The sequence below is a fragment of the Leptospiraceae bacterium genome, assembly GCA_025059995.1.
In the GTDB taxonomy this organism is placed as follows: Bacteria; Spirochaetota; Leptospiria; order Leptospirales; family Leptonemataceae; genus SKYB61.
Genome location: JANXCF010000004.1, coordinates 190,317 through 216,927, shown reverse-complemented (window position 1 = coordinate 216,927; position 26,611 = coordinate 190,317). Strand labels below are relative to the sequence as shown.

General features: G+C 32.6%; 29 protein-coding genes. 10 read left to right on the top strand and 19 right to left on the bottom strand.

Going from position 1 to position 26,611, the window contains the following annotated elements; genetic code table 11:
* Positions 1 to 42: 42 nt before the first annotated feature.
* From NZ853_07660 to NZ853_07605, 12 genes are all read right to left on the bottom strand, one after another.
* Positions 43 to 543, bottom strand: a complete 501-nt coding sequence (locus NZ853_07660) for a hypothetical protein (protein ID MCS7205558.1) — start codon at positions 541 to 543, stop codon at positions 43 to 45.
* Positions 515 to 1,975, bottom strand: a complete 1,461-nt coding sequence (locus NZ853_07655) for an acyl--CoA ligase (protein ID MCS7205557.1) — start codon at positions 1,973 to 1,975, stop codon at positions 515 to 517. Before NZ853_07655 ends, NZ853_07660 begins: the two co-directional genes overlap by 29 nt.
* 1 nt (position 1,976) lies before the next feature.
* A complete protein-coding gene (locus tag NZ853_07650; protein MCS7205556.1) occupies positions 1,977 to 2,417 on the bottom strand; it encodes a PAS domain-containing protein in 441 nt (146 codons plus the stop codon).
* Between the two features lie 9 nt (positions 2,418 to 2,426).
* On the bottom strand, positions 2,427 to 2,642 hold the full coding sequence (locus NZ853_07645) for a hypothetical protein (protein ID MCS7205555.1): 216 nt from the start codon (positions 2,640 to 2,642) through the stop codon (positions 2,427 to 2,429).
* Positions 2,643 to 2,851: 209 nt separating this feature from the next.
* On the bottom strand, positions 2,852 to 3,301 hold the full coding sequence (locus NZ853_07640; protein MCS7205554.1) for a PAS domain-containing protein: 450 nt from the start codon (positions 3,299 to 3,301) through the stop codon (positions 2,852 to 2,854).
* Between the two features lie 6 nt (positions 3,302 to 3,307).
* Positions 3,308 to 3,580 carry a hypothetical protein gene (locus tag NZ853_07635; protein ID MCS7205553.1) on the bottom strand — a complete coding sequence of 91 codons (273 nt, stop codon included), beginning with the start codon at positions 3,578 to 3,580 and terminating at the stop codon, positions 3,308 to 3,310.
* Between the two features lie 94 nt (positions 3,581 to 3,674).
* Positions 3,675 to 4,118, bottom strand: a complete 444-nt coding sequence (locus NZ853_07630) for an SRPBCC family protein (GenBank protein ID MCS7205552.1) — start codon at positions 4,116 to 4,118, stop codon at positions 3,675 to 3,677.
* Positions 4,078 to 4,848, bottom strand: coding sequence for a hypothetical protein (locus tag NZ853_07625; protein MCS7205551.1), 771 nt, complete (start codon positions 4,846 to 4,848; stop codon positions 4,078 to 4,080). Before NZ853_07625 ends, NZ853_07630 begins: the two co-directional genes overlap by 41 nt.
* On the bottom strand, positions 4,832 to 6,121 hold the full coding sequence (locus NZ853_07620) for a cyclopropane-fatty-acyl-phospholipid synthase family protein (GenBank protein MCS7205550.1): 1,290 nt from the start codon (positions 6,119 to 6,121) through the stop codon (positions 4,832 to 4,834). Before NZ853_07620 ends, NZ853_07625 begins: the two co-directional genes overlap by 17 nt.
* Positions 6,090 to 6,938 (bottom strand): DUF1365 domain-containing protein, encoded by an 849-nt coding sequence (locus NZ853_07615; protein ID MCS7205549.1) that lies wholly within the window; start codon positions 6,936 to 6,938, stop codon positions 6,090 to 6,092. Before NZ853_07615 ends, NZ853_07620 begins: the two co-directional genes overlap by 32 nt.
* Positions 6,913 to 8,205, bottom strand: coding sequence for an FAD-dependent oxidoreductase (locus NZ853_07610; GenBank protein ID MCS7205548.1), 1,293 nt, complete (start codon positions 8,203 to 8,205; stop codon positions 6,913 to 6,915). The genes NZ853_07615 and NZ853_07610 overlap by 26 nt, the downstream gene beginning before the upstream one ends.
* Positions 8,206 to 8,215: 10 nt before the next feature.
* The gene (locus NZ853_07605; GenBank protein MCS7205547.1) at positions 8,216 to 9,025 is read right to left on the bottom strand and encodes a MerR family transcriptional regulator; all 810 of its coding nucleotides are present in this window, start codon (positions 9,023 to 9,025) and stop codon (positions 8,216 to 8,218) included.
* Positions 9,026 to 9,136: 111 nt separating this feature from the next.
* On the opposite strand from NZ853_07605, the gene NZ853_07600 reads away from it, so the two are divergent.
* Entirely contained in the window at positions 9,137 to 10,552 is a 1,416-nt protein-coding gene (locus NZ853_07600; protein MCS7205546.1) for a DNA photolyase family protein, read from the top strand.
* Positions 10,539 to 12,029, top strand: a complete 1,491-nt coding sequence (locus tag NZ853_07595; GenBank protein MCS7205545.1) for an aromatic amino acid ammonia-lyase — start codon at positions 10,539 to 10,541, stop codon at positions 12,027 to 12,029. Before NZ853_07600 ends, NZ853_07595 begins: the two co-directional genes overlap by 14 nt.
* Here NZ853_07595 and NZ853_07590 read toward each other — a convergent pair.
* Both NZ853_07590 and NZ853_07585 read right to left on the bottom strand, forming a co-directional pair.
* A complete protein-coding gene (locus NZ853_07590) occupies positions 12,019 to 13,038 on the bottom strand; it encodes a class I SAM-dependent methyltransferase (protein MCS7205544.1) in 1,020 nt (339 codons plus the stop codon). The genes NZ853_07595 and NZ853_07590 overlap by 11 nt on opposite strands.
* A complete protein-coding gene (locus NZ853_07585; GenBank protein ID MCS7205543.1) occupies positions 13,035 to 13,856 on the bottom strand; it encodes a DUF1295 domain-containing protein in 822 nt (273 codons plus the stop codon). Before NZ853_07585 ends, NZ853_07590 begins: the two co-directional genes overlap by 4 nt.
* A gap of 181 nt (positions 13,857 to 14,037) precedes the next feature.
* Between NZ853_07585 and uvrA the strand changes: the two genes are divergently transcribed.
* Positions 14,038 to 16,824, top strand: a complete 2,787-nt coding sequence (uvrA, locus tag NZ853_07580; protein ID MCS7205542.1) for an excinuclease ABC subunit UvrA — start codon at positions 14,038 to 14,040, stop codon at positions 16,822 to 16,824.
* 1 nt (position 16,825) lies between these two features.
* Here uvrA and NZ853_07575 read toward each other — a convergent pair whose 3' ends face one another.
* The gene (locus NZ853_07575; protein MCS7205541.1) at positions 16,826 to 17,860 is read right to left on the bottom strand and encodes a M23 family metallopeptidase; all 1,035 of its coding nucleotides are present in this window, start codon (positions 17,858 to 17,860) and stop codon (positions 16,826 to 16,828) included.
* 217 nt (positions 17,861 to 18,077) lie between these two features.
* Here NZ853_07575 and tpx point away from each other — a divergent pair, with 217 nt between their 5' ends.
* Positions 18,078 to 18,575: a thiol peroxidase gene (gene tpx, locus NZ853_07570; protein ID MCS7205540.1), complete on the top strand. Its 498-nt coding sequence runs from the start codon at positions 18,078 to 18,080 to the stop codon at positions 18,573 to 18,575.
* Between the two features lie 69 nt (positions 18,576 to 18,644).
* On the opposite strand, the gene NZ853_07565 is transcribed toward tpx, so the two are convergent.
* From NZ853_07565 to NZ853_07555, 3 genes are all read right to left on the bottom strand, one after another.
* Positions 18,645 to 19,586 (bottom strand): site-specific DNA-methyltransferase, encoded by a 942-nt coding sequence (locus NZ853_07565; GenBank protein MCS7205539.1) that lies wholly within the window; start codon positions 19,584 to 19,586, stop codon positions 18,645 to 18,647.
* Positions 19,571 to 20,215, bottom strand: a complete 645-nt coding sequence (locus NZ853_07560; protein MCS7205538.1) for a ThaI family type II restriction endonuclease — start codon at positions 20,213 to 20,215, stop codon at positions 19,571 to 19,573. Before NZ853_07560 ends, NZ853_07565 begins: the two co-directional genes overlap by 16 nt.
* Positions 20,216 to 20,304: 89 nt before the next feature.
* A complete protein-coding gene (locus tag NZ853_07555) occupies positions 20,305 to 20,556 on the bottom strand; it encodes a hypothetical protein (GenBank protein ID MCS7205537.1) in 252 nt (83 codons plus the stop codon).
* 94 nt (positions 20,557 to 20,650) lie between these two features.
* Between NZ853_07555 and galE the strand changes: the two genes are divergently transcribed.
* From galE to NZ853_07535, 4 genes are all read left to right on the top strand, one after another.
* Positions 20,651 to 21,628 (top strand): UDP-glucose 4-epimerase GalE, encoded by a 978-nt coding sequence (galE, locus tag NZ853_07550; protein ID MCS7205536.1) that lies wholly within the window; start codon positions 20,651 to 20,653, stop codon positions 21,626 to 21,628.
* A complete protein-coding gene (locus NZ853_07545; protein ID MCS7205535.1) occupies positions 21,621 to 22,493 on the top strand; it encodes a hypothetical protein in 873 nt (290 codons plus the stop codon). Before galE ends, NZ853_07545 begins: the two co-directional genes overlap by 8 nt.
* Before the next feature lie 287 nt (positions 22,494 to 22,780).
* Positions 22,781 to 23,947 carry a MaoC family dehydratase gene (locus NZ853_07540; GenBank protein MCS7205534.1) on the top strand — a complete coding sequence of 389 codons (1,167 nt, stop codon included), beginning with the start codon at positions 22,781 to 22,783 and terminating at the stop codon, positions 23,945 to 23,947.
* A gap of 3 nt (positions 23,948 to 23,950) precedes the next feature.
* On the top strand, positions 23,951 to 25,642 hold the full coding sequence (locus NZ853_07535) for a glycerol-3-phosphate dehydrogenase/oxidase (GenBank protein ID MCS7205533.1): 1,692 nt from the start codon (positions 23,951 to 23,953) through the stop codon (positions 25,640 to 25,642).
* Here NZ853_07535 and NZ853_07530 read toward each other — a convergent pair.
* Positions 25,632 to 25,928, bottom strand: coding sequence for a 4a-hydroxytetrahydrobiopterin dehydratase (locus tag NZ853_07530; GenBank protein MCS7205532.1), 297 nt, complete (start codon positions 25,926 to 25,928; stop codon positions 25,632 to 25,634). The two genes, NZ853_07535 and NZ853_07530, sit on opposite strands and share 11 nt — an antisense overlap.
* 102 nt (positions 25,929 to 26,030) lie before the next feature.
* On the opposite strand from NZ853_07530, the gene rpsP reads away from it, so the two are divergent.
* Positions 26,031 to 26,363 (top strand): 30S ribosomal protein S16, encoded by a 333-nt coding sequence (gene rpsP / locus NZ853_07525; GenBank protein MCS7205531.1) that lies wholly within the window; start codon positions 26,031 to 26,033, stop codon positions 26,361 to 26,363.
* The gene (locus tag NZ853_07520) at positions 26,344 to 26,610 is read left to right on the top strand and encodes a KH domain-containing protein (protein ID MCS7205530.1); all 267 of its coding nucleotides are present in this window, start codon (positions 26,344 to 26,346) and stop codon (positions 26,608 to 26,610) included. Before rpsP ends, NZ853_07520 begins: the two co-directional genes overlap by 20 nt.
* The last annotated feature ends 1 nt before the right edge of the window (position 26,611 follow it).

Sequence of the window (26,611 nt, the reverse complement as noted above, 5' to 3'; positions counted from 1 at the left end):
TTTTGGGTTATTTAAAGATTGATAATGAAATATTGCAATTTTTTAGCTTCTTTGTTTATTTCTCTTTTTTATAACAACCTTTTTGGGTTCAAAGATTTTGATTTCTTTTGGCTCAATGATGAGATCATTGTGGTTTAAGGTAACCAAAAATAAGCTGGCATTTAGAATCTCATTATAATTAGAAAGAAATGTATCTATAGATTTCTTTTGAGTTAGTTCGAGGTATTTCTCAATAAAACCAATAAACTGGCTCATGATGTAAGCCTTCATAACCAATTCCTCATGGACGGTTCCATATCTCAAGTTATGACTTTGTATTCGATTATTTAAAATTATCCACTTTGATTTCAAGATATTATATTGCAATGCAAGATGGATTTTAATTTCGTCGGTAGATAAAGCATCGTTAATTATATTTTCAATGTCTTTTTTCATTTTTGTAATAAAATTATCATAGTCAAATGATAGATTTTTATAATTTCTTGCTATATCTTGTTTTAATGTTACTTCAAACTCATTTAACTCGGTAATCATGTAATCCATATCGTCCTACAACATATTTATAGATTTTTAATCGGTCATAATCTCCCTTGTTTGTTTTAAAAAATTCTTCTTTCTGTATCGTTATTATAGCTTTTATGTATGGACGAATAGCATACAAAAGCGTTTTTTCAATCAAGGGAATTAGATAAGTTGTTCTTATATCATTAGAAAAAATAACAATCAAACCGACGTGGTTATCATTCAAGATAATACAATGGTCGATTTGATATTCTCTTTTGATTTGCTCTTCTATTAATAATGGATTGAACCACCTGCCATTTTTCAATTTAAAAATATATGATTTTCTTCCTTCGTAATACAATCGATCGTCGATAAGAAAACCCAAGTCTCCTGAGGAAACCCAACGATTGGAATCGTATTTTATAATACTTCCATCTTTTAATTCATATTGGTACACATTATCGCCATGATATAGGATTTCGCCATCTTCAGAAATCATTACATCACATAGAATTCTACCAACATAATTATTTTCCCAATCTCCAGGTTCTCCAATGCTAATGCCTGGTCCTGCTTCTGTTTGACCATAACCAACTCTTAGTTTTGTATTTTTTAGTAGAGGTAAATATTTCGAAGGAATTTTTGCTCCGCCGATAATTCCTGAATTTAGGTGAAATAAAATAGATTCATACCCATTTTCTATTAGTTTTTCTAACGTGAGAGGAACCATGCTTAAGTGGCGGAACAAAAACTTTTCAAAAAGGAAGTCAATATATTCAATGTCTTTTCCATGATTTTCATCAATGATAATATATGACTTTTTTAGAAAAGTAGAAAGTAAATCCAAGATCAATCCAAAAGAATGGAACCAAGGAAGGATAGAAAGAACTATCGAATATTCCTCGAATATTTTACTATGAACATTAATATTAAAAAAAATTTCACGGTTAGTTAAACCAATCCATTTTGGTGAATGAGTTCCAGAAGTCCTTAGAAAAAAAACTACTTCTTCAATATTATTTCCTTCTGGAAGATGTATGATTACAAAGTCTTGGTTTAAAACACGAATAAACTCATATTGTTTTTCTTTCATGAAATGAGAAAAATATTCAAAGTTATTTTTGTCTGTGATGATAATCTTTGGATTTGTTTGTTTTTTGATTTCCCATAAATCCCATTTTGGATTGGCTAAAATCAGAGGATAACTTTGGAAAAGACCGTTGATAATATTCGCTAATAGATGCTCACTTTTTGGAAGGTGAAGTAAGATAGTATCTCCTTTTTTTAGTGAAAATTTAGCAAGAAGCTCTTTCCACAGCCGACTTAAGGTCCAAAGAGAATCGGCTGTGTATATAGTTTCTTTCGTTATCAAAATAGGATTACTTTTATACTTTAATAGATCAAAGAGAATATTTCTCCATGGGTTCATCCAGTTCAAACTATGATGATATATATCGACGTCAAAGAACATTTTATCTCCTTAGGATAAAAATAAAATTTCTTCTTTGTTTAGTTCGATAGAGATGGACTTTTACATGAGTAGGTGCCATACGATATGTAAATGTGTAAGGAAAAAGATGATTTAACTCGTTCTTTTGAACGCCATTTTCAAAAGTTCCTTTGAAGATAAAATTGTTGGTGCATGGTGCTACTTCAGTAAAGAAATTTTTTCCTACTGCTTCTTCTTTGCTCACCCCTGTGAGTTTTGACTCTGTGTTATTGAAGAATATTACTCTTCCTTTATCATCTAACTCAATTATCCCAAATGAAGTATCCTCGAGCTCTGATTTGTTCATGAAATCAATATTCTCGAGTAGTGTATCTGGAACGAACTTTTGGGAAGAATCAGCCCAAAACTTTGCTTGCTTTTGAAGTTTTTCCAAAATTTCATTTTGATATTTTGTAGTTTCCATTAAAACCTCCTATGAACTTTTTTTACGAATGATTATTTTCTTTGCTCCTTGAATGATGATTTGATTGGCATCAATTACTAAATAATTTCTTTTTTCTTCATAAAGTTCTTTTAACTGTCTTTCCATATTCTTAATCATGTGAACAATTAAGATTGGGTTTGATGTATGAATTTCTCTCTCTAAGAATTCTTTTTCTGAATACAAATCAATCAATTGTTTTTCCATACTATCAATATTCATCTTCATTCTATATAAACTCTCTTCAAATGAATTTTTTGTTTCCATAGTTAAAATAAAAAACATTTCTTAATGGTTGTCGATACTTTTTTATAAAGTTTCGACAAAAAAAGAAAATTTTTTTCGAATTTGATAAAAAAACATAAAATTATATTTTTGATTTGTTTTGATAGTTTTATAATATATTGAATGTATTTTTAATCTCTCTTAATCAAGATGAAATTTCTTTTTGTTTTTGTTCGATACAAATGGATTTTTACAAATATTGGATCCATTTTGTAAGTAAAAACATAGGGAAGTAAATGATTCAAATGATTGTCCAATACACCTTGCTCAAATATACTTCGAAATAGGAGATTATTTGTGCATATTGCGACTTCTGTAAAAAAATTCTTATTCAAAACCTGTTCTTTTTTTAATCCAGTTTGTTTAGATTCAGTATCATTAAAGTATAGAATTTTACCTTTGTCATCTATTTCTATGATTCCTATACTTTGTGTATCTAATTCTTTATGATTGATATCCTCTAGTCTCTCTAAAAAATCATCACTGACGAATTTATGTTGATGTTTTGCCCAAAAGGCAGCTTTTTCGTGGATACTTTCGTGGATACTTCTGAAACTTGATAATTTATTGATTTCATTCATATTCTACTAACTATTTTTTCTAACGATTATTTTTTTTGGTCCTTGTATCACAATCTCTTTCGTGTCAATATATATAGCTTCTTGTCTTTCCTTATATAGATCAATGAGTTGCTTTTCCATGTTTCTTATCATTTCTACTATGATAACAGGATCTGATACTCCGATTTCTTTCTCTAAGTATTCTTTTTCAGCATATAAACTCACTAATTGGGCTTCTAAATTTTGGATAATTTCTTTTATAGCATCTGGATTGCCATTAAGTTGTGTTAATATATCCATCTTAATTTCAATTATATCTGAGAGTTTAATTTTTTCAATCATTTTTTTAAAAATTAGCATAGAGAAATTTTTTTTATCGGATTTTTGAATTTTCCTATGGGAAAAGTTCTTTGATCTTATTATAACGATAATTGAAAATTTCCTTTAATCGATTTTCAATCAATGGCAATATGATATTCGAAATTGGTGAAAATGGTAATTCATAATATACAATATCTTTCATTAAAACACCATTATCTTTCTTCTCGAAGATATGAGTATGATGCCATAATTTATAAGGACCAACCTTCTGTTCATCAATAAAATACTCTTTCTCTTTTATATATGATATTTCAGAAATCCATTTTAAGGGAATGTTCAGAAGTGGAGATACTCGATATTCAATCAAAAGTCCTTCATACATTTTCTCAGGCACTTCATTTATGATATCAAATCCCATGTAAGGGGGTGTGATGATTTTTAAATTTCTGGGATTGCTAAAAAAATCCCAGACTTCATCAATATTTCTTGGTATATGTTGAACTCGTTGTAATATCATATCCATCTCCTTCATGGTCAAAAATGATTTTTACTTTATATGGTTTATTGTTTTCATCGTATAAATTGGATATTCCAATGTATTGAACTAATTCTTTTGTTTGTATGTCATAATCGAGGATTACTGGTTCTACGAGAAATCTAAGAAAAAAATTATCAATTTCTAAGATTAGTCTTACAGTTTTTCTCTCTTTTAAAAACCATTCTTTTTGCTTATATAGTCGAAATTGCAAGATATCCAATTGAGAAGGGACAGCAAAATTCAACTTGATTGATTTCCCTTTTAATAGATCATCAAAATGCATTTGTATCTTAGGATGTAATCCAGAGTCTAATGAAATGTTTCTATCAAAGGGAAAGAGTTTAGAAACTTTCTTGGGTTGTCCTTTGTCTTGATAAAAAACCCGAAATCCATTGTCCTCGTACAATGAACCTTCTGTGTAACCATTTCTGTAGTACTCTAGTTGGAACAAAGGTATAGTGGGATATCTTTGGTAATTAGATACTTTTTTTCCAATTACTTGATTCTGGATATCTGTATAGATCACAACGATAGTTGTCAATCTTTGATTTTCATAGGTTACGATATATCTTTCTTTGTATAGAAATTGATTGGTTTTCAAATCAAAAGCATAACCAAAGAATTCTCTTTTCTTCACTTGTGATAAGACGGGATTAGAAATAATCATAAATATCAAAAGACCAAAGCCTAATTTAGAAATAAACACCATCGATAAGATCTTTGTTCATAGGTCTTGATAGAAGAATCTGACTTACATTAACATATCTTTTTCGGAAACCTACTTCACAATAAATCAAGTAATACAACCACATTCGAATGAATTTATCATCAAACCCTAAAGCTTTGATTTTTTCTAAGTTATTCAGGAAATTATTCCTCCAAGACTTTAAAGTTTCAGCATAGCTTAAGCCAAAACTTTCTAAATCATACATACAAAGCTTAGTTTCTTGAAGAGCTTTTAAAACTTCGTAATGTGAAAGTAACTGCCCACCAGGGAAGATATATTTTTGTATAAAGTCCGTTGTTTTTAAATATTTTTTATACGCATACTCAGGATAATTAATATATTGTATTAATGCTAAGCCATCGGACTTAAGCATTTTCTCTATTGTTTTGAAGTATTCTGGAAAGTACTCGTATCCGACAGCCTCCGCCATTTCGATTGAAACTACTCGATCATACAGACCAAATTTTTTTGGATCTAATAAACGATAGTCCAGAAAATAAACACGTATTCTATCAGAAAGAGAATTTCTTTCAATTAACTCTTTTACGAACATATATTGCTTTTCAGAAATAGTAATCGTATCTACATAACAATGATAGTTTTCTGCTACGTATTTAGCAAAACCACCCCAACCCGATCCTATTTCTAAAATATGCATATAGGGTTTGAGGTTGAGCTTTCTACATATTTTCTCATATTTTGATATTTGTGCACTGGTTAAATTTTTTGTATCGTTTGGAAAATAAATACCACTTGAATAAGTCAAAGTCTCATCTAACATCAATTGATAGAATTCATTAGACAAATCATAATGATAAGCAATATTTTCTTTTGATTTTTTTAAAGTATTTTTTCTAAATTTATGGAGAACAAAATTAAAAATTTCAAAGATATTAATAAGTGAGTTCTTAGCATTTGATAAAACAAAGATAGGTATTGAGTCAGCATTATCGAGAAACCACTCTAACAAACGGTACAGGTCATTTGTTTCAAATTCACCATTCATATAGGCTTCGGCAAATCCAATATCACCAAACCACAATACTCTTCGAAAGAAATTGGGATTTTTCACGAATAGAAAAGCTGGCTCTTTTTCATTTTTTTCACCGAAAACAAATCTTTCATTATCATTCAATACTACATGCAACTCACCATTTTTAGCGTATTTTAATGTATGATAAAAAAATTTTTGAGATATGGTTTTAGGCTCTATGATTTTGTATTCATTTTGGACCATAGTTTTTAATAGGTTCATATGTATAACCTCCATTTTTTAAATAAATTTTTCTTAGGATTTGATCGGTTTCTCTTTTTGTGAAATAAGGAGTTTGCTTTAACCAAAGAAGTAGTGCATGGTAATGGATCCCAAAAATGACTTTAAAAGTCACAAAAGGATATTTCATTGTGAGTTTTATCAATTCTTTATCAGTCAATTTCTTTCTTTTCCCATACATTGTAGCTATGACGTGATGTTCTTGTTTGTTTTGATTGAAATAACCTGAATCTACTCTCATAAGTAAAGTTTCAGATGGTTCAGTAAAATAAAAAAGCAAATCAGTATCATATTTTACAAATGGAGAGACATAGAAATCTTTTTTGTTTTTATGAAAGTACAAGAATGCATTTTTCTTCTCAGAATGACTAATAGGGATAAGAATTGGTTTTTGTTCATTAAAGGTATTGTTTACTTCAGAAAGAATATAAAGTAGTTGGTTGTCTTTGTAGCAATAATAAAAAGACACGGGATTAAAAACATAATTCAAAAACCTCAAGTTAGTTAACAAATAGATTTTGTCTGGAATGATGAGTTGCTTTTCTTTGAAGTATCGTTCTAGATTTTCTTTGATAGAAGCTTTTGACTCATAGAAGTAAAAATGATCTTTGTCATATAAAGAATAAATATTTTTTCGATTATATGAGAATAGTTTGATCTTTTTATCTAATTGCTCAATCTCATCAATATCAATATAAAACATGAAAATACGATACTTAAGTAAATGTTGGGTATAACGAACTCTTCGATGGACAATCGTTACCTCGTATAAACTAGATTGAAATTCTTTTAGCTTCATAGACTTCTAGTTTTTTTCTTAAGCTTTCACGGGTTTTGATTCTTTTAACGACATCAAGAGCTGAAATTAATCCATCTTCGTGAAACCCATAACGAAAATATGCTCCACAAAAATAAACTAAACCGTTGGTATTGAGTTCTTGAAGTTTTAATTGGTTTTTCAAAGCCTTGGAGTCAAATACAGGATGTTCATATTCGATTACTTTATAAATGAATTCTTCTCTGATTTCCTGAAATTCATTTACCGAAACGAAGATATCTTCTTTAAGCCATGGTTGTAATTTAGTCATATAGTATGTGGTTGAAGTTTTATTCCCCTTTCCGATTTTGTAATTCCATGCAGACCATATTTTTTTGTTTTTGTTCATTACGCTTACATCTCTGTGGAGAATTGCTATGTTTTTTTGATACTTGAAGTTCTGTAAGACATCTATTTCTTTTGGTGTTGCATCTTGTAAAATCTCAAGAGCTGTAGGAGCATGAGTTGCTATGACCACGTAATCAAAGCGTTCTTTCCGATTTTTCGTTTGAACCCATACATTTTGTTCTTTGTAATTTCTTATGATGGAAATTATTGGCTCATTGAGAAAATAACGAATTTTAGTTTTATTGATGATTTTTTTTATGTAGTTATATGACCCATTTTTTACAGTATACCACTGGTGTTGTCCATTAATACTTGATAATCCGTGGTTATTAAAAAACTGAATCAAAGTTCGGATGGGGAATTCTAAGATTTTTTCAGGGTTGGTCGACCAGATGGCTGAAGTCATAGGTATGAGATAGTTTTCTATGAAACTCTTGCTGAAATGATATTCCTTCAAAAAGTCTCCCAAGGTAAAATCATAATCCCATTCATATATAGATGTGTCATAGCAAATCTTGTTGAATCTTAATATCTCTTTTATGGCAATAAGGAAACTGGGATTAAATAGATTTTTTCTTTGAGCAAAGATGGTACTGAAATTCTTAGTAGAGTAATAAAGGTTTTTGTTTTGATTCCAGACAGAAAAGCTCATATTCGATGGAACTGCTTCTACCTCTAATTCTCGAAAGAGATTTACAAGGTTGGGATATGTTACAAAATTAAAGACGATAAATCCTGTGTCCACAGGGATTACTTCTCGATCATTAGAGATTTCTATCGTATTCGTGTGACCTCCTAAGTAATTTTCTTTTTCGAAAATCGTCACATCGAATTCTTTGCTTAGATAGTAAGCAGCACCTAATCCTGAAATTCCACTTCCAATAACGGCTATCTTTTTCATTTATTACTCCTTAAGTTCGAATGTTTTTTATTGTTTTTTTGGGTTTTTGCGTTTGTTTGAAACCATACCCACCAAATAAAACCTTTGCATTGCTGATTTTCTGAATCTCTTTTCTTAGATTTTCTAACTCTTTCCATTTTTTTGGCAAAACGACGCTGATACTTATTTTTCTATATGAATTTTGTCGGATTTCTCTTAATAGTTCGTGCTTGGGCAACATGCCTACGAATTTAGCTGGAACTTTGTAATATAGCAATTTTGCAAAGTGTAGCATTGCCCCCAACTCATGAGTATCTCCAGGAAATACACAAACCAACCAAACAGGTTTTTCGAATTTCATTTCTTTTAAAAGGTGTTTCGCAATATAACTTCGAATCCAGTTAGAAATACTGTGTTCATCAGCAACGGATAGAAAGTTTTTTTCCCAAGCTCTTCCAACTAAAATCAAAAGATTACGAATCTCGCTTATCCACTTTAGAAATGACTTTTTATAAATTGAGTCTAAATGTTTTTGAATCTCATGGTATTGATAATTTGAAATATAATTGATTAATTCTAATTCCTTTTGTGTGAATTCATGGAGATAGAGATTTTTATTTAATACTTGCTCTCGAGATATGTTGAGTAATTCTTTGAGGGTTTTCCCATTGGAAAGTTGATTTTTTATGAAAAGTAAAACTCGCAAATCGTCGTTGTCGTAATAATAATATCCATTATGAGCTTGTGTAGGTCTTAAAATATTATAGCGTTCTTGCCACTTTCGAATTCTTGCTGGAGAAAGCCCTGTCATTTTAGATAAATCCTTTATCAAGTACTTCATATCTTTATATCTTTCTAAAATAAAATGCAAGAATCAGATTCGTCAAAACTTTTTTGTAAAGATACGACAAAAGTTTTTGACTTATTAAAAGAATTTTTCTTTTTTTGTTTTATGTTTAATCTATTTTGGTTTCGAAGGGACCTACGATTGGATGATAATGTAGGATTATGGGAATGTTTAAAAACTCAAACTCCTTCATTACTATTATTTATCTTCGACACAAATATTTTAGGAGAATTAGAAATCAACGATAAAAGAGTAAGCCTTATCTTTGATAGGGTCTTGTTTTTAAAAACTGAATTAGAAAAAAGAAATTCATCTTTGATGGTTTTTTATGGTGATCCTGTTAAGATTCATCAAAGTATTTTAGAAATCCTTCCAATCCAGTGTCTATATTTCAATCATGATTATGAACCTTATCCATTAGAACGTGATGATAAGGTAAAAAATCTTTACAAAAGTTATAAAAGAAAAGTTTTCACCTTCAAAGATCATGTAATATTTGAAAAAGAAGAAATCCTAAATCCCCAACAAGAACCTTACAAAGTATATTCTCAGTATAAAAAACAATGGTTTAAAAAGTTTGAACTTCAACAACTCAAGATTTATCCTTCTCAAGAGCTTTTGAATTTTGCCATTTCCAAAGAAATGATCAAACAAAACAAAGATTTATTCAAAAAACTCTTCCAGCAACAAAATCAAATCTACGAGGATTTAAATATCATCGATGAGGGTCGATTTCCGAATCCGGTATTAGAAAAAATGCATTTCCAAAAAGTTTCTTATGTTCTTCCTAATCCAAATCTCGATGAAGTTTTATTGAAAAACTACGCAAAGAATCGTGATTTTCCCTTTTTGGAAAGTGGGACTTCAAAAATCAGTGTTCACCTTCGCTTTGGTCTAAGAAGCATTCGAGAAATCATAAAGACAACTTTTAATTTAAGTATCAAATATATCGAAGAATTAGTTTGGCGTGAGTTTTATATAATGATTTTGTATTTTTTCCCTGAGTCAGTAAATAAAGAGTGGAACCCAAAATACCAATACTTGAGGGATATATGGAGAAATCCTGAGTTGGACGAGAAAGCCGAAGAAGATTTTCTTCGCTGGTGTAGTGGAGAAACAGGCTATCCTCTCGTAGATGCGGGAATGAAAGAACTCAATGAAACAGGATACCAGCACAATCGAGTTCGTATGGTTTGTGCCAATTTTCTTGTAAAGGATTTATTGATTGATTGGAAGTTTGGGGAAAGGTATTATGCAAAAAAACTCATGGATTTTGAGTTGGCATCGAATGTAGGAAATTGGCAATGGTGTAGTGGAACTGGTGTTGATGCGGCACCATACTTTCGGATTTTCAATCCCTTATTACAACAAAAGAAATTTGATCCAAATTATCAATACATTAAAAAGTGGATTCCTGATTTTGATGAAAATAATTATCTCAAGCCAATCGTTGATCATGAGGTTTCAAAAGAACAAGTCCTCAAGCTATTCAAAAAAGTAGAACAATATGCTCAACATTGAGGATATATTTCACTGGGAACACATTCGCTATGAGGAATGCATAGAAAATCTTGCTACCCTCAATCAAAAAGAAATCCTAATTTCAAACGAACAAAGAAAAAGAATCCAAGAATCTTTTTATAGGTTTTTGGAGCTCGAGAAAATCCAAAAGATTTACGGGATCCACACTGGCTTAGGACCTTTTGTTAAATTCGATAATCAAATGAGTTCAGTTGAATTTTTAGACCACTTGATTGTAGGAACTGGAAACCCTATCCCAGAGGAGGTTATCGAATATTCTTTGCTTTTTCGTGTGTTAACGATGAGTAGAGGTTTTTCTGGAGTGAGAACTGAGTTTTTGGATTTTATTTTATTTTATTATCACCATAAGGCTTTTCCTGTTGTTTTTGAACGAGGAAGCTTAGGAGCAAGTGGGGATTTGATCCCATTAGCAATGATTCTAAATTCTCTCATTGGAAGGTCTAAAAGTTTCATAAAAAAAAATAACAAAATCTATCCATCAAAAAAGTTTATAAAAAAGTTTCAAATAAAAGTTTTAGAACTTCATAAAAAAGAAGTATTGAGTTTTATTAATGGAATAAGTGTTTCAAAAGCCTATTTCTTTTTTTCTTTATATCGTTTTTTTGAGTTATTAAAAATTATTCATGAGCTTTTTCTTTTGAATTACATTCTTTTGAATGCGAACGAAGAACATTTCGATAACGAACTTTTGAAACTTAATCGCTTTATGCATCATGATCTAATCAAAGAAAAAGATGAACTATGGAGGTTTTATAAACATCAAATATCATTAGATTTTCCAAGACCATTACAAGAAATATATTCTTTACGATGTGGATATCAAATCTTAGGAGCTGTCTGGGAGCAGTTCCAACATGTTGCAACTTCATTCCAAAAAGAACTGTTTTCAATTGATGATAATCCTCTAATCATACGTGATAGGGTAGTTCATGGGGGAAACTTTTTCGGACAAAACTTAGCATTTTTATCGGACCAGTTGAATCTTTTGATGGTTCAATTAGGAGTTTGGATTGAACGTTTGATGAAGACTCTGCTTTATCCTGATATAAACCCAATTACGTTTTTGGGAAGTCATGAACCAAAAGAATCTTTTGGATTGGCAGGTTTGGAGCTCTTGTCATCGTCTCTTATTGCGGAGTTGCGGGCAAAGGGGAATTTTCATTCTACTTATTCTGTTCCTACAAATGGAGGCAATCAAGACATTGTTCCTATGGCTAACCTCAGTGTTCGAAAAACCTACCAACAACTGGATCTACTACTCGATTTAGTGATTTCGTATTTTATCGTGATCTTAAATTTTAATCAACTTTTATCAAAAACCCATTCACAAAAAGTAACTCATTTTTCATTTAGAGTAAATCAATACTTTAGTTATATAATCAAACATTTTGGAAGCGAAAATCTTAGCCATTTAATTCAAAAAGTGAAAAGGAAATTTTATCAAATCACTTCTTAGCAAAAAGATAATGAACCACAAACCATTCGGTTCCTTTGTTAGTTTTGAAAAACTCTGCCACAGCTAAAAAGAAAATTTTCCATCGGATCAACCACAACTCGGGATCATCATAGACTCTACGGAAAATCTCAAGGATTTTATCTTTGTTTTTCGTATAATTTTGAAGCCAAGCTAAAGATGTATAATAGTAGTGCCTACCATTAACATACCATTCTTTTTCAATATATAAATCCTTTTGGAAATAATGGAGTAAGTTCGCCGATGGCATGATGCCATTTGTAAAGAAATATTTTGCCATCCAGTCGGTTTCATCTCGAACCACATAAAAGTAAGGAAATTGACGATGAGCAAAAATATGAACGAAAAGTTTTGCATTTTTGTTCATAAATCTTGAGATTTTTTCTAAAAGTTTTTCGTAATTTCTCATATGTTCAAACATTTCGACAGAGATGACTCGGTCGAATTTTTGTTTTGTTTCAAATACATTCATATCAGCTTTTATGACTTTTAAATTTTTGAGTTTTCGGATTTTTATTTGATTGTCGATGTATTCTTTCTGGAGCTTTGAGTTTGTTACAGCAACCACTTTGGATTTAGGGAACTTCTCAGCTATGTAAAGAGAAAAAGAACCCCAACCACAACCTAGATCTAAAATTGAATGACCATTCTTCATCTCACCACGTTCGATATATAAATCCAACATCTTTTTTTCTGCTTCATCCAATGAAAGATTTGGTGAGTCATAATAACAACAGCTATATTTTTTGTATTTACCTAAGACTAGTTCAAAAAATTCATAAGGTAATTCATAATGTTGTTGATTGGCAAGTTCAGGAGTTAAAGCAATCGGAGACTTTTTGAGTTCATCGATTATTTTTAAGAATTTTTCTTGGTTTTTTTCTAGGTCTTTTAGGTCTTCTTCTCGAATGCGTTTTTTATTCAAGTAGTTGATGATGATTTTTAGTAAAGACTCAGGTAATTTCTCTGCAATGTGGGCTTGATCCTTCATAGCTTACTCCTAAAAAGGGATTTCCATTTTTGGTACTTTTGATACATTGCCGGCGGCATGGGAATTAATGGAGATGTTGTTGCAATATAGTCTAAATATTCTTTTCCTTTGGATTTGAGGTTTTGTTCTTCGGTAGCCGGAATTCCGGTTACATAAAGTATAAAATACAAAATGATAAAAAAAGAAAGAAATCCTAAATACCCCAACGGTGCATTCATATGATAAATTCCATAAGATAGCCAGATTCCTAACTCAAAAAAATAATTTGGGTGTCGTGAGTATCTCCATAGCCCCGTCCTTAGGGTTTTGTTGTGGTTGGAGGGCTTCCTTTTGAAAAGAAATAAATGAAAATCAGAAATTGACTCACCAATCAGGCTCAAAGTAAAAACAAATATTCCCAAGTAATGGTTAAAAAGAAGGCTATTTTCTTGGGAAAAGATCAAAAGAAATGGAATGGAAAGAATCACATTCGTCAGGGCTTGAAATTGATAAAAAAGAAAAAACTTTAAATTAAGATGATCTTTCCAACTTTCTCGAAGTCGGACATACCTTCCTTCTTCTGGCTGGTTGATGATACGAGCAAAAAGGAGATAGAAAGCTAAACGAAGACTCCAAAGGGAAACCATAATTAAGAAAATCCCTTGAACAGGATTGATTTCTTCTAACTTATTGAAAAGATAAACACTAATCAAAAAGAAATTAAAACTCCAAGTAAAATCTACTACGGCAAAATTATGAATAATTTTCCCAACTAGAAAAGAGATCATCATGCTTAATGAACTAAGAATGAAAATTTCTAATAATATTATGTAATCCATAATAATTAAAATAATGATGAAATCTTTAAGGGCGAAGATTTTTAACGCAAATTTAAAAATTTGATTTCGTTTATAAATGATAGTTCTTCTTAATATACTAAGTGTTATATAAGCTTTAAGTTTCAGAAAAAACAAAAAAGTTTACAATCAAATTTAAATTAAAAGATGATAACATCTACCTATGCGAGATTACATCTATATACAAGGAGCAAGGGAACATAATTTAAAAAACATTACGTTAAAGATTCCAAGAAACCAATTGGTGGTTATCACAGGGGTTTCTGGTTCTGGAAAATCTTCTTTGGCTTTTGACACCATTTATGCAGAAGGTCAAAGAAGATACGTGGAATCATTAAGTGCTTATGCAAGACAATTCTTAGGGCTAATGAATAAGCCTGATGTGGATGTGATTGAGGGTTTAAGTCCTACCATTTCGATTGAACAAAAAACCACTCATAACAATCCTCGCTCTACCGTAGGAACCATCACAGAAATTTATGATTATCTTCGCTTGCTATTTGGAAATGTAGGTGTTGCCCATTGTCATTTGTGCGGTCGTGAGGTACAATCGGTATCTGTGGATCAAATCATTGAAAATATTTATAAATTTCCTTTAAATTCCAAGTTGACGGTTCTTGCTCCCTTAGTGATCAATCGTAAAGGAGAACATAAAGAAATCTTCCAAAGTATTAAGAAAAATGGATTTTTACGAGCAAGGGTTGATGGAACCATTTATCAAATCGATGAAATTTTGGAAAATATGAAATTCAAACTGGATAAAAATAAAAAACACAGCATTGACTTGGTGGTGGATCGAGTCATCTTAAAGCATGAGAACCGAAGTCGTTTATATGATAGTGTAGAACTTGCCCTCAAAGAAGGAAATGATACAGTAATACTTTTACATGAACATGACCATCAAATCCACGAAGTTGTGTTTTCATCGAAGTTATATTGCCATCATTGTGAGGTTTCCCTTCCAGAACTAAAACCTGTGAATTTTTCATTTAACTCTCCTTTGGGAGCATGTTCTCATTGTAGTGGTTTAGGGTTTTTGTTGGAATTCGATGAAGAATTGATCATTCAAAATCCCTATAAATCCATCCTTGATGGAGCCATTGAGCCTTTTGGAAAGATTGATGAGTCTCGGTATATCTATGAAAAGTTCGAAATCTTAGCAAAAAAACTCAACTTTCAAATCAAAGAACCTTGGTGTAATCTATCCAAAGACATACAAAAAGCTATTTTGTATGGTTATTTTGAAAAAGGATTTCCTATTTTTGAAGGAGTAATTCCGATTCTACAAAGAAGATTCAAAGAAACCAAATCAGAAGACATTCAAGAATGGTACAAAAGATTCATGGTAGAAAAGACCTGTCCGGTTTGTCATGGGAGGCGACTTCGTCCTGAGTCCTTGGCAGTAAGGTTCCATCAAAAAACCATTTCAGATATCGTGGATATGCCTATTGAAAAATGTTTAGAATTCTTTAAAAATGTTTCTTTGACTGCATATGAAGAAAAAGTTGTTGGAAGGGTTTTACAAGAAATCATCAAGCGTTTGGAGTTTTTAAACAACGTAGGGGTGGGGTATTTGACATTGTCTCGTTCTGCAGGAACCCTATCAGGTGGGGAGCTCCAAAGGATTCGCTTGGCAACTCAAATTGGTTCGTCCTTAACAGGAGTGATCTATATCTTGGATGAACCATCGATTGGACTACACCAACGGGATAATGACAAACTCATTCAAACCTTAAAAAATCTCAAAGAATTAGGAAACACTGTGATTGTGGTAGAACATGACGAAGATACTATGCTCCAATCAGACTATATCATTGATTTAGGACCTGGTGCTGGGATACATGGTGGAAACATAGTAGCTATGGGATCTCCAGAAGAAATCAAAAATCATCCTGAAAGTTTGACGGGGAAGTATCTATCCAAAAGACTGAAAATCGAAGTTCCAAAACAACGAAGAAAAGGGAATGGCAAATTTCTCAAACTCTATGGAGCTCACTTGAATAATTTAAAACATATCGATGTAGAATTTCCGTTGGGTATGTTTATTTGCATCACGGGAGTTTCGGGCTCAGGAAAGTCAACTTTAATCAATGAAGTTTTATATAAAGGTCTAAGAAAAAAACAAGTAGAGGGTGGCGTTGGATTTCGAAAGATTGAAGGGTTAGATCATATCGATAAAGTAATAGCAATTGATCAAGAACCCATTGGAAGAACTCCCCGATCCAACCCTGCAACTTATACGGGGGTTTTTACTCCCATCAGGGAATTATTTGCGAGTCTGCCTGAAGCAAAGCTTCATGGATATAAAGCAGGAAGATTCAGTTTCAACGTCAAAGGGGGAAGATGCGAGAATTGTGATGGTGCAGGAATCATTAAGATTGAAATGCATTTTCTGCCAGATGTTTTTGTGAGTTGTGACGTGTGTGGTGGGAAAAGATTCAACAAAGAAACACTACAAATCAAGTACAAAGGCAAATCTATTTATGATGTGTTAGAAATGACGGTCGAAGATGCTTTTAGCTTTTTTGAAAATATCCCAGTCATCAAAAACAAATTAGAAACCCTAATCAGAGTAGGGCTTGATTATATTAAGTTAGGTCAACCTGCCACTACTCTCTCGGGAGGTGAAGCTCAAAGGATCAAGCTTGCAACAGAACTGTCCAAGCGAAGCACAGGGAAAACTGTGTATATTTTAGATGAACCAACGACAGGACTACATTTTCATGATATCAAAAAGCTTTTGGATGTTTTGCATGAACTTGTAGATCGCGGCAACACCGTGATTGTGATTGAACATAACATGGATGTGATCAAAACAGCGGATTGGGTGATTGATCTTGGACCTGAAGGAGGAGAAAGAGGTGGCTTTGTTGTTGCAAAAGGACAACCCGAAGAAATCATGAATGTCAAAGAAAGCTATACGGGTTTTTATTTGAAAAAATACTTGTGAGTTAATCTTCTTCGAAGTTTCGATTGTATCTTTTACACTTGGAGGTTAACAAATCCGTTAAACAAACAAACGAAATGGGATTGACACGATCTTGGTTTGGGAGTTGAACCTCGTAGTGAAGATGAACTCCTGTGGTTCTACCCGAAAGTCCCATTAGGGCGATTGCCTGTCCTTTATAAACCCTTTGATTGGTTTGAACCAATGCTCGAGAAAGATGAGCATAGAGGGTATAATAACCCGAGGGGTGTTTTAGAATGACGGTATTTCCATAACCGGGATCGTAAAAAACTTTATATACATATCCATCGGCTGTAGCAAGGATGGGATCTCCATAAGAGCCCGCCATATCCATACCTGTGTGAAATTCAAAGTGATTTCTTGTTACAGGATCCAAACGAATCCCATACCCGGAAGTGTCATTCACTCTATAAACGGGTCTACCGTTCGGAATGGAATAAACAAAATCAATCTTTTTGTCTTGGAGTTTTTCGATTTTTCTTAAAACATCGGTTTGAAGTTGAAGGAACTCTTTGATGTTGTAAGCTATATAAGTAGCTTTGATATATTTAAATCCAGTTGGGAGTTCTTTTTTTTCACTTATTTCTTTGTTGATCTTTTCTTCTACGATTTCTGAGATATCAGAAAAATCCACCTTCAACTTAGAAGATGGGATTTGGATGACTTCATAAATATTTTGTATATTTTTATTGATTTGGTGTTTGTTATAGTTTTGGATTTCCATCAATGCTTTTTGTAGATAAAAAATAAACTGATAGTTTTTTCCGTAGAGGTGTTGTAATTCTTCAATTTTTTGAGATATTTCTTTATATCGTAGATAAGCATTCAATCCTACGATAATCAAGAAAACAAATAAACCCAACAAAAAGACGAGAACCAAAAAGCTAATGTGTATGCTATAGATTTTTTCATTTCCATGAGGTATCAACATGATGGTGAGTCTTTCAGAAAATTTCTTTTGGAGACGTTGCTTTATTTGGTCTGGATTAAGTTTGGGAGTTTCAAAATTTTTCCACATAATAGCTAAATGCAAAATTAGAATAAAGATTTTTTTGTCAAACAGATATTGTTTTTTGTGTTTGGGAGATAAAATTCTTTTCCTTTTCATTTTGATTTCAGTTTTTTTCTTTTAAAAAGATTGGAGTTTGACTTATTTTGAGGGTTTGAAAAAAAATCGATTTGAGTTTTATGGCTTTGTTTTTATTTGATTTTTATCCCTACTTTAAGGAGTTTTTATGAGCGCAACTGTAACCCTCAAAGGAAATCCCATACAATTGATTGGAACCCCCCTTAGACCAGGAGATACAGCTCCACCATCAGTGGTTGTTACAAAAGACTTAGAAGAAAAAGTGATTGGTATCCCAAACGGAAAAAAGCAACTTGTGATTACTGTTCCATCGTTGGATACTTCCGTATGCGAAAAAGAAACCAAAACCTTCAATGAGAAAGTAGTGACGTATCCAAATGTTGATGTCTATGTTGTTTCGATGGATTTGCCTTTTGCCCAAAAAAGATTTTGTGATAGTTTCAATATCAAGAATCTTGTTGTGGCATCGGATTTTCGCTATCGAGACATGGAGAAATGGGGTGTTGTGATTGCCGAAGGTGGGTTAAAAGGTTGTTTAGCAAGAGTGGTTTTTATCGTGGATGAAAAAGGAAAAATAACTTATACTCAAGTTGTGCCAGAGATTGGTCAAGAACCTGATTACGATGATGTTCTAAAAAACTTGTGATTTTTTAGAATGCAAATTAGTTTGACATAATTGTATTTTCTAAAGTAAAGAATTGTTGGTTATAATAAGTCAAACAAATAATTCTCTTTGAGCCAATGATGGGTTTTTGAGGAATTCTTTGATTCTTATGTTTGCTAATTCTACATATTCGGGGTGGATTTCATAGCCGACGTAATACCGATTTGTCATGAGGCTGGCAATGGCGGTTTGTCCACTTCCCATGAAAGGGTCAAGAACAACATCTTGAGTGTAAGAGAAGAGCTTGATGAGTCTGACGGGAAGCTCAACTGGGAAAGGAGCAGGATGTCCTATTTTTTTGGCGGATTCGGGTTTTATGTGCCAAACGCTTTTTGTGTAGTTTAAAAACTCTTCTTTGGTTAAAGTGTCTTTTTTGTCTTTTTCTTTTTTTCTTGTGTATTCGCCTTTTGAGAAAACCAATATGTATTCGTGTTCATCTCGAAGAATGGGATTTTTTGCTGACTGCCATGTGCCCCAAGCAGTGGAGGGAGCACCGCCTCCTTCCTTCACCCAAATAATCTCTCCCCGCATCAAAAATCCAAGTTCTAACATATCTTGTATGAGAAATGCATGTAATGGTATGTAGGGTTTTCTACCAAGATTTGCGATATTGATACAAATCCTTCCACCCCATGTAAGAACTCTATAGCATTCCTTAAAGACTTGTTTTAAAAAATTTCTATAATCATCGAAACTTATATCTTGGTCATATTCTTTGCCAACATTATAAGGTGGTGAAGTTATGATAAGATGAATGCTTCGATCTGGTAAATCCTTCATATTTTCTGAGGATTGGTTTAAGATGGTATTTTTCAAAAAGGGAGGTATTAGGTTTTCAGCAACAGAAACATTTTCTTTGAGATTTTCAAAATGATATTTTTCTTTGAAGCTCTCGATGATTTTCCTTGAATAGAAGCTCTGAGAATTGTGGGAGATCCTCCCCTTAGAACCAAAGCTGTGGGTAGAAGTTTTTGTCTTTATTTTTTTTTCCATAATTCTATCCATTTTATATAAGGATTATATTCTAAATCATGTGGTATAAACCAGTTAACAGATATATAGTATCCCATTTGTATAGACTTGTCAACACATATTTTTAATGCATTTGGATTAATTTCAATCCCACGAGGGTTTGTTCCTTTTCTTGGTTTATTAATATACTTGTCTCTACCAAGAGAATTAAAGACTTCGATTTGGTTATCTTTTGGTATATAACAAAACATACCTTCAGAGCACCATTTTATTGTGATTAGTATGATATCGGTTTTGGGTTCATAATTTTCATAAAAGTATTCTACTTTACTCCAGTCTACTGTCCAAATCAACTTAACACTGCGAAACGAAGTATTTGTTTTTGTCTTTATGGATATTGGATTTTGATGCCCTACTATTATTACATCTGTTTCGTGTTGTGTGATTGGAACTTCTTGAACACGTTCGATACCAAATTTATACATTAAAAGAGCAATTATCATTTTTTCTCTTAAAGTTCCTACTTCCATTCCGACTCGTCCACCTTTCGAAACTTCTATTTCAGCAATTTTAAATAAATATGGGAGTTTCTTTTGTATCTTTTGAATTAGCATTTGATCTTTAAAGATTTCAACTAGAAGATTTCCCACTTTAAAAATTTCGTCATCTGTATCTATTGCTTATAGTTTAAAATTTAAAGTTTTTTTTTGTGAGTCTTTTAGTAAGTTTAAATCATTCTTCATAAATCGTGAGGGCGGATGGTGATTCTTTTGTTTGCCTTGGTTCGATATATGGCTTGGTTGATGAGTTCATATACTTTACGATCAATAGCATCGATCGTTTCTTCGCTGATTTCGCATTTTTGTTTTCGTATGTAGTCTTTGATTCGGGAGACATTGATTAACCTTTTACGTTCTTTTCGCACTTTTTCGTTTCTTTCTTCTATGAATTTTTTAAGTTCATCCAAATCAGAGATACCATTTTGTTCCATGATAAAAAAGAAGATTGTTTATTTGCGTTTTCATTTTCAAGCAGAAAAACTTTGACAAAAAATAAGTAAAATTTTTTTTCGGATTTTTGTTTTTATGAAGGCTTTGGTAATTGGAGGAGCGGGTTATATAGGTTCCCATGTAGTTTGGGATTTGTTGGAAAGAAATATTGAAGTGATAGTTTGTGATAATTTTTCTACTGGAAACCGAAAAAACATCGTCCAACATCCTAAGTATTATCTCGTTGAAGGAAATTTCCAAGATTTTGAGGTTTTGCAAAAACTAATCTCGTATAAACCTGATGTGGTTTTTCATTTCGCAGCAAGTAAAGCCGCAGGTGAATCCATGCTCCAGCCCACAAAATACTCAAGCAACAACATTCGAGGTACTTTGACTCTTTTAGAAGCAATGATTGAGAATCATATTCGTTTTTTTATTTTTTCATCGAGTGCAGCAGTTTATGGCGAACCCAAGTATCTACCTGTTGATGAAGAACATCCGCGTGAACCAACGAACTATTACGGCTTTACAAAGAAAATTATTGAGGACAATCTGGAATGGTTTTCAAAATTAACGGATTTACGTTATGCTTCCCTTCGATATTTTAACGCAGCGGGTTATGATGTGAAAGGAAGGGTCTTGGGTTTAGAAAATAACCCTCAAAACCTTCTTCCTGTTGTTATGGAGACTTTGATTGGCAAACGTGAAAAGATGCAGGTATTTGGAAATGATTACCCCACACCCGATGGAACATGTATTCGAGATTATATTCATGTGAATGATTTGAGCTCTGCCCATTTGTTGGCAATGGATTATATCATGAATACAAATCAAAATATTGTCGTTAATTTAGGTTCAGAAAAGGGTATGTCGGTTTTAGAGGTTCTTCAAATCACAGAGAAAGTTACTAACAAAAAAGTTCCTTATGAAATCGGTTCGAGAAGAAAAGGAGATGCAGTAAAACTGCTTGCCTCATCGCAAAAGGCAAAAACCATTTTGAATTGGAATCCACAGTTTTCAGATCCAGAAACTATTATAAGAACAATGTGGGAAACTTATCAAAAAAATGCATAAGTTAATATTCATTTTAATTGTTTTCGTTGTTAGTTGTAGTTTTCAGACTTCTCGAAAACTGGAGATGTATTTTCAAAAAGGAGAGTGGAACAAAATCCTACAAACCATCTACGAAGTGGAACTCCAACAAAAATCTCTCAAAGAAGAAGAATACTTACTATGGAAAGCAAGGATTTACTCTTTGCATAAGGAAACCTATGGTTTGGCGAAGGATTTTTACATTTCTCTGTTAGAGAAAAAACCCCAGCCTGAATATTATTATGAAGCTTTTTTGTTTCTTTTGGACATAAACGATGATGACACGATGAAGTTTTTGTTGAGTGGAGATACCATTCATCCTTCTATTATTTTTGATCCTTTGATCGTTGATCTACGAAATTTTTTGGATTGTAAGCAAACAATCAAAAATCAAATTTGGCTACAAGCAAGCATTAAAACCCAGTCAATTCGAGATCCATTTCTTTCTTTGTTTTGTAAATTTTCGTTAATCAATGGAATGTTGGAAAAAGTTCAGGTAATTACGAAAGAAAATTTCTTTGATATGACAAGGCCTGATCTTTTACAACTGATTGCTCAAGAAAAAGAAAGACTTCTCCAAAAACAAAACGTAAAAAAAGAAGATAGGGAATTGGTGGGTGTTTTTCTTGATACTCTTGAAGGTATCATCACAACTCATCGTAATGATCATAAGATGTTGTGTTTAACCCAACCCCATTTCCATAAGTTAAAAATTTCTTTTTTTTCATCTGAGGATTGTTTGAAGAAATTCCCCCAACTTTTGCCACTTTATAGAGAAAAAGTTTCAAAATCCTTCAAAACCTCAAAAGAAACTCCACTCTTTTCATCGAGTGTTTATCAGCCTTGATTATGTCTTTTTTCTTAACATAAAAATTATGTATATAACCATACCTACCGCGAAGGCAATGGTAAAAAATATAAGTAAATCCACTAAGTCTCCTCTAAACATAATTCACCTCCTTTTAATGATCTAATGCAATTAAAATTGAATTCTCTTAAAAATCAAATCAAATTTTTTTTGTATCATAGTCCATCATAAATTTTATTGAGATTCATAATCATTTTTTTGTTAAATTCTGAAACAAATGTAAATAAAATAATTGATTGTTGAATTACTTAGAAAATTACGCATTTATGATAAAAATAAAATATCCTGAAATCCAAGAAAAATCCAAAAGTGTTCCCTTTTCCAAAGAAAAAATCATACAAAAGGAATATGGAAGGTATTTGGATGATTATCATGATGGGGATGTTTTCATTCATCCAAGAGGAATCACAATAACTAAAAGTTTTGCTATCGAATATGCTACTACCTTTCATGAAGCTTCTCCTCTATTTTTGAGTGAAGTTTATGCGAGAGCTCATGGTTTTCGTGATCTGTTGGTTCATCCTCTTTTGGTGTTTAATATTACTTTGTCGTTGGGAGTTCAAAACGACTCAGAAAAAGCGATTGCTAACTTGGGATACTACAACGTTCAGTTTTTGAAACCAGTATATCCTGGGGATACCCTTCGTGCTAGAACAAAAGTGATCTCCAAAAAATCAAAAGAAGACAAACCCGGAATTGTTCATGTTAAAACAATTGGCATAAATCAGAATGGAGAAGTAGTAATACAATACGAGCGAAAAATCATGGTAGCTCCATCCAAAGAAAAAACCAATATTGTAGAATATCCTAAAGAATTTCCTGAGGTTCTTGATCCACAATTAGAACTACCAGAATTGAAACTTCAGAATATTGATCAAAGCATTATTGCTAATTATACTTTAAATAACACTTATTTTGAAGATTTTGAGGTAGGTCAAATTTTCGTTCATAAAAACATGAGGACGATCACAGAAGAACACATTGCATGGACCTATCGGGTAGGAAATACTCATCCCTTACACTATGATCGCTTATATTCAACAAGTCTGAGTGGACCAATGAGTGGTGAACCGATCGTATATGGAGGATTGGTCTTTGGTTGGTTGGTGGGACTTGCATCCCGGGATCTTACGGAAAACATGATTTGGGATTTGGGTTACACAGAAGGATATCATACCCAACCTTCTTTTGCGGGAGATACCATTGGAGCAATATCACGAATTATAGGAAAAGAAGAAGGACCCATTCCCGGAACAGGAATACTTCAGATACAGCTCATAGGGGTCAAAAACATCAAAACAATCGAAGCTTTAGACAAATATGGAGAAGACTTGTTCATAAAAGAGAATGACAAAAAGGATTTAGGAAAAGAAAAAATCCCCAACAAAATTTTCGAGATTGAAAGAAAAGTTTTGATTAAAAAGCGAATGTAAGTCATGTTTTCTTTGAAAATCAATACGGCTATTCAAGGTTCGGAAGACTTTGACATTTTGATCATTGGTGGTGGGATTTTAGGTTTAGCAATTGCTAGGGAAGCTGCTGAACGTGGGCACTCTGTGGGACTAATTGAGAAAAATGACTTTTACTGCGCAACCAGTGCTTCGACTTCAAAACTCATTCATGGAGGATTACGTTATCTAGAAAATTTTGAGTTTGATCTGGTTCGTGAGTCATTGAAAGAAAGAAGGATTTTGATGCTCTCGGCTTCTCATTTGGTAAAGCCTCTTTCTTTTTTAATCCCAGTGTTGCCTTGGACGAAACCAAATCCTTTTTTTCTCTTTTTGGGATTAAAAACTTATGATCTATTGTCTTTTGATCGAAATCGATATTTACCCGAAGAATCCTACATACCGAATTCAAAATTTCTTGGGAAAAGCGAAATCGACCAAATCCTCCCAGAATTAAGAGAGTTAACTAAGGGAGGGTTTTTGTATTATGATGCCTTGAATATCCATCCAGAAAGACTTGCTTTGGCGTTTCTAAAAAGTGCCCATGAAAAGGGAGCAAAGTTTTATAATCACGTAGAGATTGAAAATTTTCTTGTTGAAAAGAATCATCATCTCTCTCAATTAAGAGGGGTCGAAGTAAAAGATACCCTCACGGGAAAAACTGCTACCTTCAAGGCAAAGGTATTTGTAAATGCGACTGGTCCTTGGGCTGATTTGTTGTTATCAAGAATATTTGGCCAGCCCGTCAAGATTCTGAAAAGATCGACGGGGATACACTTTCTTACAAAACCTATTTGGAACGTAAAATCAGCCGTTTTACTTCGAACAAAGTCCAAAAGGCATTTTTTCATCATACCATGGCTTGATTTTTCGTTGATTGGTCCAACGGATACTCCTTTTGATGGAGATCCTGATGATCTTCAACCGACAAAAGAAGAGATTGAAACATTCATTCAAGAAATCAATCAGACCTTCGAAAAAAAAATGATCACAAAAGAACAAATTCAAGATGTCATCATAGGGATTCGACCTTTACTTTACTCTCAAAATCAAACCTATTTAGCGACAAGAAAACATCAAGTTTTCAGCCACAAAAAAGATGGTTGGAAAGGACTTTTCAGTGTCGTAGGGGGAAAGTGGACCACCGCAAGAAAAATCGGAGAAGATGTTCTTCAAGAAATCTACATGGAATTTCCTGAATTCCAAAGAACATCGAAAAACGTTGATACCTCCATTCTTCCTCTTTTTGGTTCGCCTGGATATTCGAATCCATTTTCAGTATATGAAGATTTTGCTTTGAAAGAATTCAAAATCAAAGAAATTAACTCTGAACAACATAAGTATTTGATCTCTCTCTATGGGACTGAGCATATTGAAATATTGAAGCTCATCCACGAAAATCCAAAATTGGCAAAACCCATTGATGATTCATTTCCCAATCGTGAACTTTATGCTCAGGTCCAGTTTGCTTTTGAATATGAAGGAGCTCGAACCTTAGAAGATATTGTAAGAAGAAGAATAGGCTATGGAACCTACGGAGTCCCCGATAAGAATGTTTTAACGAACATAGCAGAATTTGTAGGAAAATCCCTTAAATGGACCAAAACAAGAGTCAAAAAAGAAGTAGAAAATACCCTAAGTAGTTATCCCACTGAAGTATTAAAGCAAGTCAAGGCATAAACTTTTGATAAACTCCTTCCATATATTTGGCTAATTCGACATCTTTTGAAGAAATTCCATTTAGCGAATGTGTATAAAGTTCTATGAAGACTTTGTTGTAGACATTTTTCCAATCGGGATGGTGATCCATCTGTTCACATTTTAGTCCGCACAATACCATAAAACTCAAAGCATGTTTAAAATCTTTAAAATGATACGTGCGTATTAAACGATCATCTTTCCATTGCCATTGTTTTAGTTCAGTTTGTAAAATTTGTTCTATCTCTTGGTTATGAAGTTTCTCCATGAGTTTAATAAATTAAAAATAAAGAAAAAAACATTCAATTATCATGAAAATACAAATTTGATTTTGTTTGACATAAGATTACCCATATAATCTATGGTTTTTGTGGTAAAGATACGATTGCATAGGTTTGGAAAAAAGAAAAAGCCCATTTATCGAATTGTAGTGGTGGATTCGAGAAAAAGAAGAGATGGAAAATACATTGAATCCGTCGGATTTTATAACCCTTCTGCGAATGAAAAAGAAATTCTTTACAAAGTTCAAAAAGAAAGAGCTGAATATTGGTTAAATCAAGGGGCTTGGCCAACTGAAACGGTATTGGCAATTTTCAAAAAAGCAGGTGTTGTTATCCCCAATTTTGTATTAAAAAAAGAAGAACAAAAATACCAAGCTCGGTTGAAATCCAAAGCAAATCAGAATGAGAAAAATCAATCCTAATGCAGTAAACTTAGAACCCGTAAAGTATTTGGATTACGTAATTAGAGGATTAGTCCAACATCCTGAAGAAGTGAAAATTCAAAAAGTCGAGGGAACACAAGAAACCATCATAGAAATTCGGGTTCATCCCGACGATGTGGGAAAAATCATTGGAAAAAATGGAAGTGTGATTAGAGCCATTCGTATGATTATTCAAGCAGTTAATAATCGGGACAAAAAAAACTATTCTGTTGAAATCATAGACTAAA

Bases quoted from the DNA above. Each gene is read 5' to 3' on its own strand.
- NZ853_07660 (MCS7205558.1), bottom strand. From the start codon at position 543: ATGGATTACATGATTACCGAGTTAAATGAGTTTGAAGTAACATTAAAA.
- NZ853_07655 (MCS7205557.1), bottom strand. From the start codon at position 1,975: ATGTTCTTTGACGTCGATATATATCATCATAGTTTGAACTGGATGAAC.
- NZ853_07650 (MCS7205556.1), bottom strand. From the start codon at position 2,417: ATGGAAACTACAAAATATCAAAATGAAATTTTGGAAAAACTTCAAAAG.
- NZ853_07645 (MCS7205555.1), bottom strand. From the start codon at position 2,642: ATGGAAAAACAATTGATTGATTTGTATTCAGAAAAAGAATTCTTAGAG.
- NZ853_07640 (MCS7205554.1), bottom strand. From the start codon at position 3,301: ATGAATGAAATCAATAAATTATCAAGTTTCAGAAGTATCCACGAAAGT.
- NZ853_07635 (MCS7205553.1), bottom strand. From the start codon at position 3,580: ATGGATATATTAACACAACTTAATGGCAATCCAGATGCTATAAAAGAA.
- NZ853_07630 (MCS7205552.1), bottom strand. From the start codon at position 4,118: ATGATATTACAACGAGTTCAACATATACCAAGAAATATTGATGAAGTC.
- NZ853_07625 (MCS7205551.1), bottom strand. From the start codon at position 4,848: ATGGTGTTTATTTCTAAATTAGGCTTTGGTCTTTTGATATTTATGATT.
- NZ853_07620 (MCS7205550.1), bottom strand. From the start codon at position 6,121: ATGAACCTATTAAAAACTATGGTCCAAAATGAATACAAAATCATAGAG.
- NZ853_07615 (MCS7205549.1), bottom strand. From the start codon at position 6,938: ATGAAGCTAAAAGAATTTCAATCTAGTTTATACGAGGTAACGATTGTC.
- NZ853_07610 (MCS7205548.1), bottom strand. From the start codon at position 8,205: ATGAAAAAGATAGCCGTTATTGGAAGTGGAATTTCAGGATTAGGTGCT.
- NZ853_07605 (MCS7205547.1), bottom strand. From the start codon at position 9,025: ATGAAGTACTTGATAAAGGATTTATCTAAAATGACAGGGCTTTCTCCA.
- NZ853_07600 (MCS7205546.1), top strand. From the start codon at position 9,137: ATGTTTAATCTATTTTGGTTTCGAAGGGACCTACGATTGGATGATAAT.
- NZ853_07595 (MCS7205545.1), top strand. From the start codon at position 10,539: ATGCTCAACATTGAGGATATATTTCACTGGGAACACATTCGCTATGAG.
- NZ853_07590 (MCS7205544.1), bottom strand. From the start codon at position 13,038: ATGAAGGATCAAGCCCACATTGCAGAGAAATTACCTGAGTCTTTACTA.
- NZ853_07585 (MCS7205543.1), bottom strand. From the start codon at position 13,856: ATGGATTACATAATATTATTAGAAATTTTCATTCTTAGTTCATTAAGC.
- uvrA (MCS7205542.1), top strand. From the start codon at position 14,038: ATGCGAGATTACATCTATATACAAGGAGCAAGGGAACATAATTTAAAA.
- NZ853_07575 (MCS7205541.1), bottom strand. From the start codon at position 17,860: ATGTGGAAAAATTTTGAAACTCCCAAACTTAATCCAGACCAAATAAAG.
- tpx (MCS7205540.1), top strand. From the start codon at position 18,078: ATGAGCGCAACTGTAACCCTCAAAGGAAATCCCATACAATTGATTGGA.
- NZ853_07565 (MCS7205539.1), bottom strand. From the start codon at position 19,586: ATGGAAAAAAAAATAAAGACAAAAACTTCTACCCACAGCTTTGGTTCT.
- NZ853_07555 (MCS7205537.1), bottom strand. From the start codon at position 20,556: ATGGAACAAAATGGTATCTCTGATTTGGATGAACTTAAAAAATTCATA.
- galE (MCS7205536.1), top strand. From the start codon at position 20,651: ATGAAGGCTTTGGTAATTGGAGGAGCGGGTTATATAGGTTCCCATGTA.
- NZ853_07545 (MCS7205535.1), top strand. From the start codon at position 21,621: ATGCATAAGTTAATATTCATTTTAATTGTTTTCGTTGTTAGTTGTAGT.
- NZ853_07540 (MCS7205534.1), top strand. From the start codon at position 22,781: ATGATAAAAATAAAATATCCTGAAATCCAAGAAAAATCCAAAAGTGTT.
- NZ853_07535 (MCS7205533.1), top strand. From the start codon at position 23,951: ATGTTTTCTTTGAAAATCAATACGGCTATTCAAGGTTCGGAAGACTTT.
- NZ853_07530 (MCS7205532.1), bottom strand. From the start codon at position 25,928: ATGGAGAAACTTCATAACCAAGAGATAGAACAAATTTTACAAACTGAA.
- NZ853_07520 (MCS7205530.1), top strand. From the start codon at position 26,344: ATGAGAAAAATCAATCCTAATGCAGTAAACTTAGAACCCGTAAAGTAT.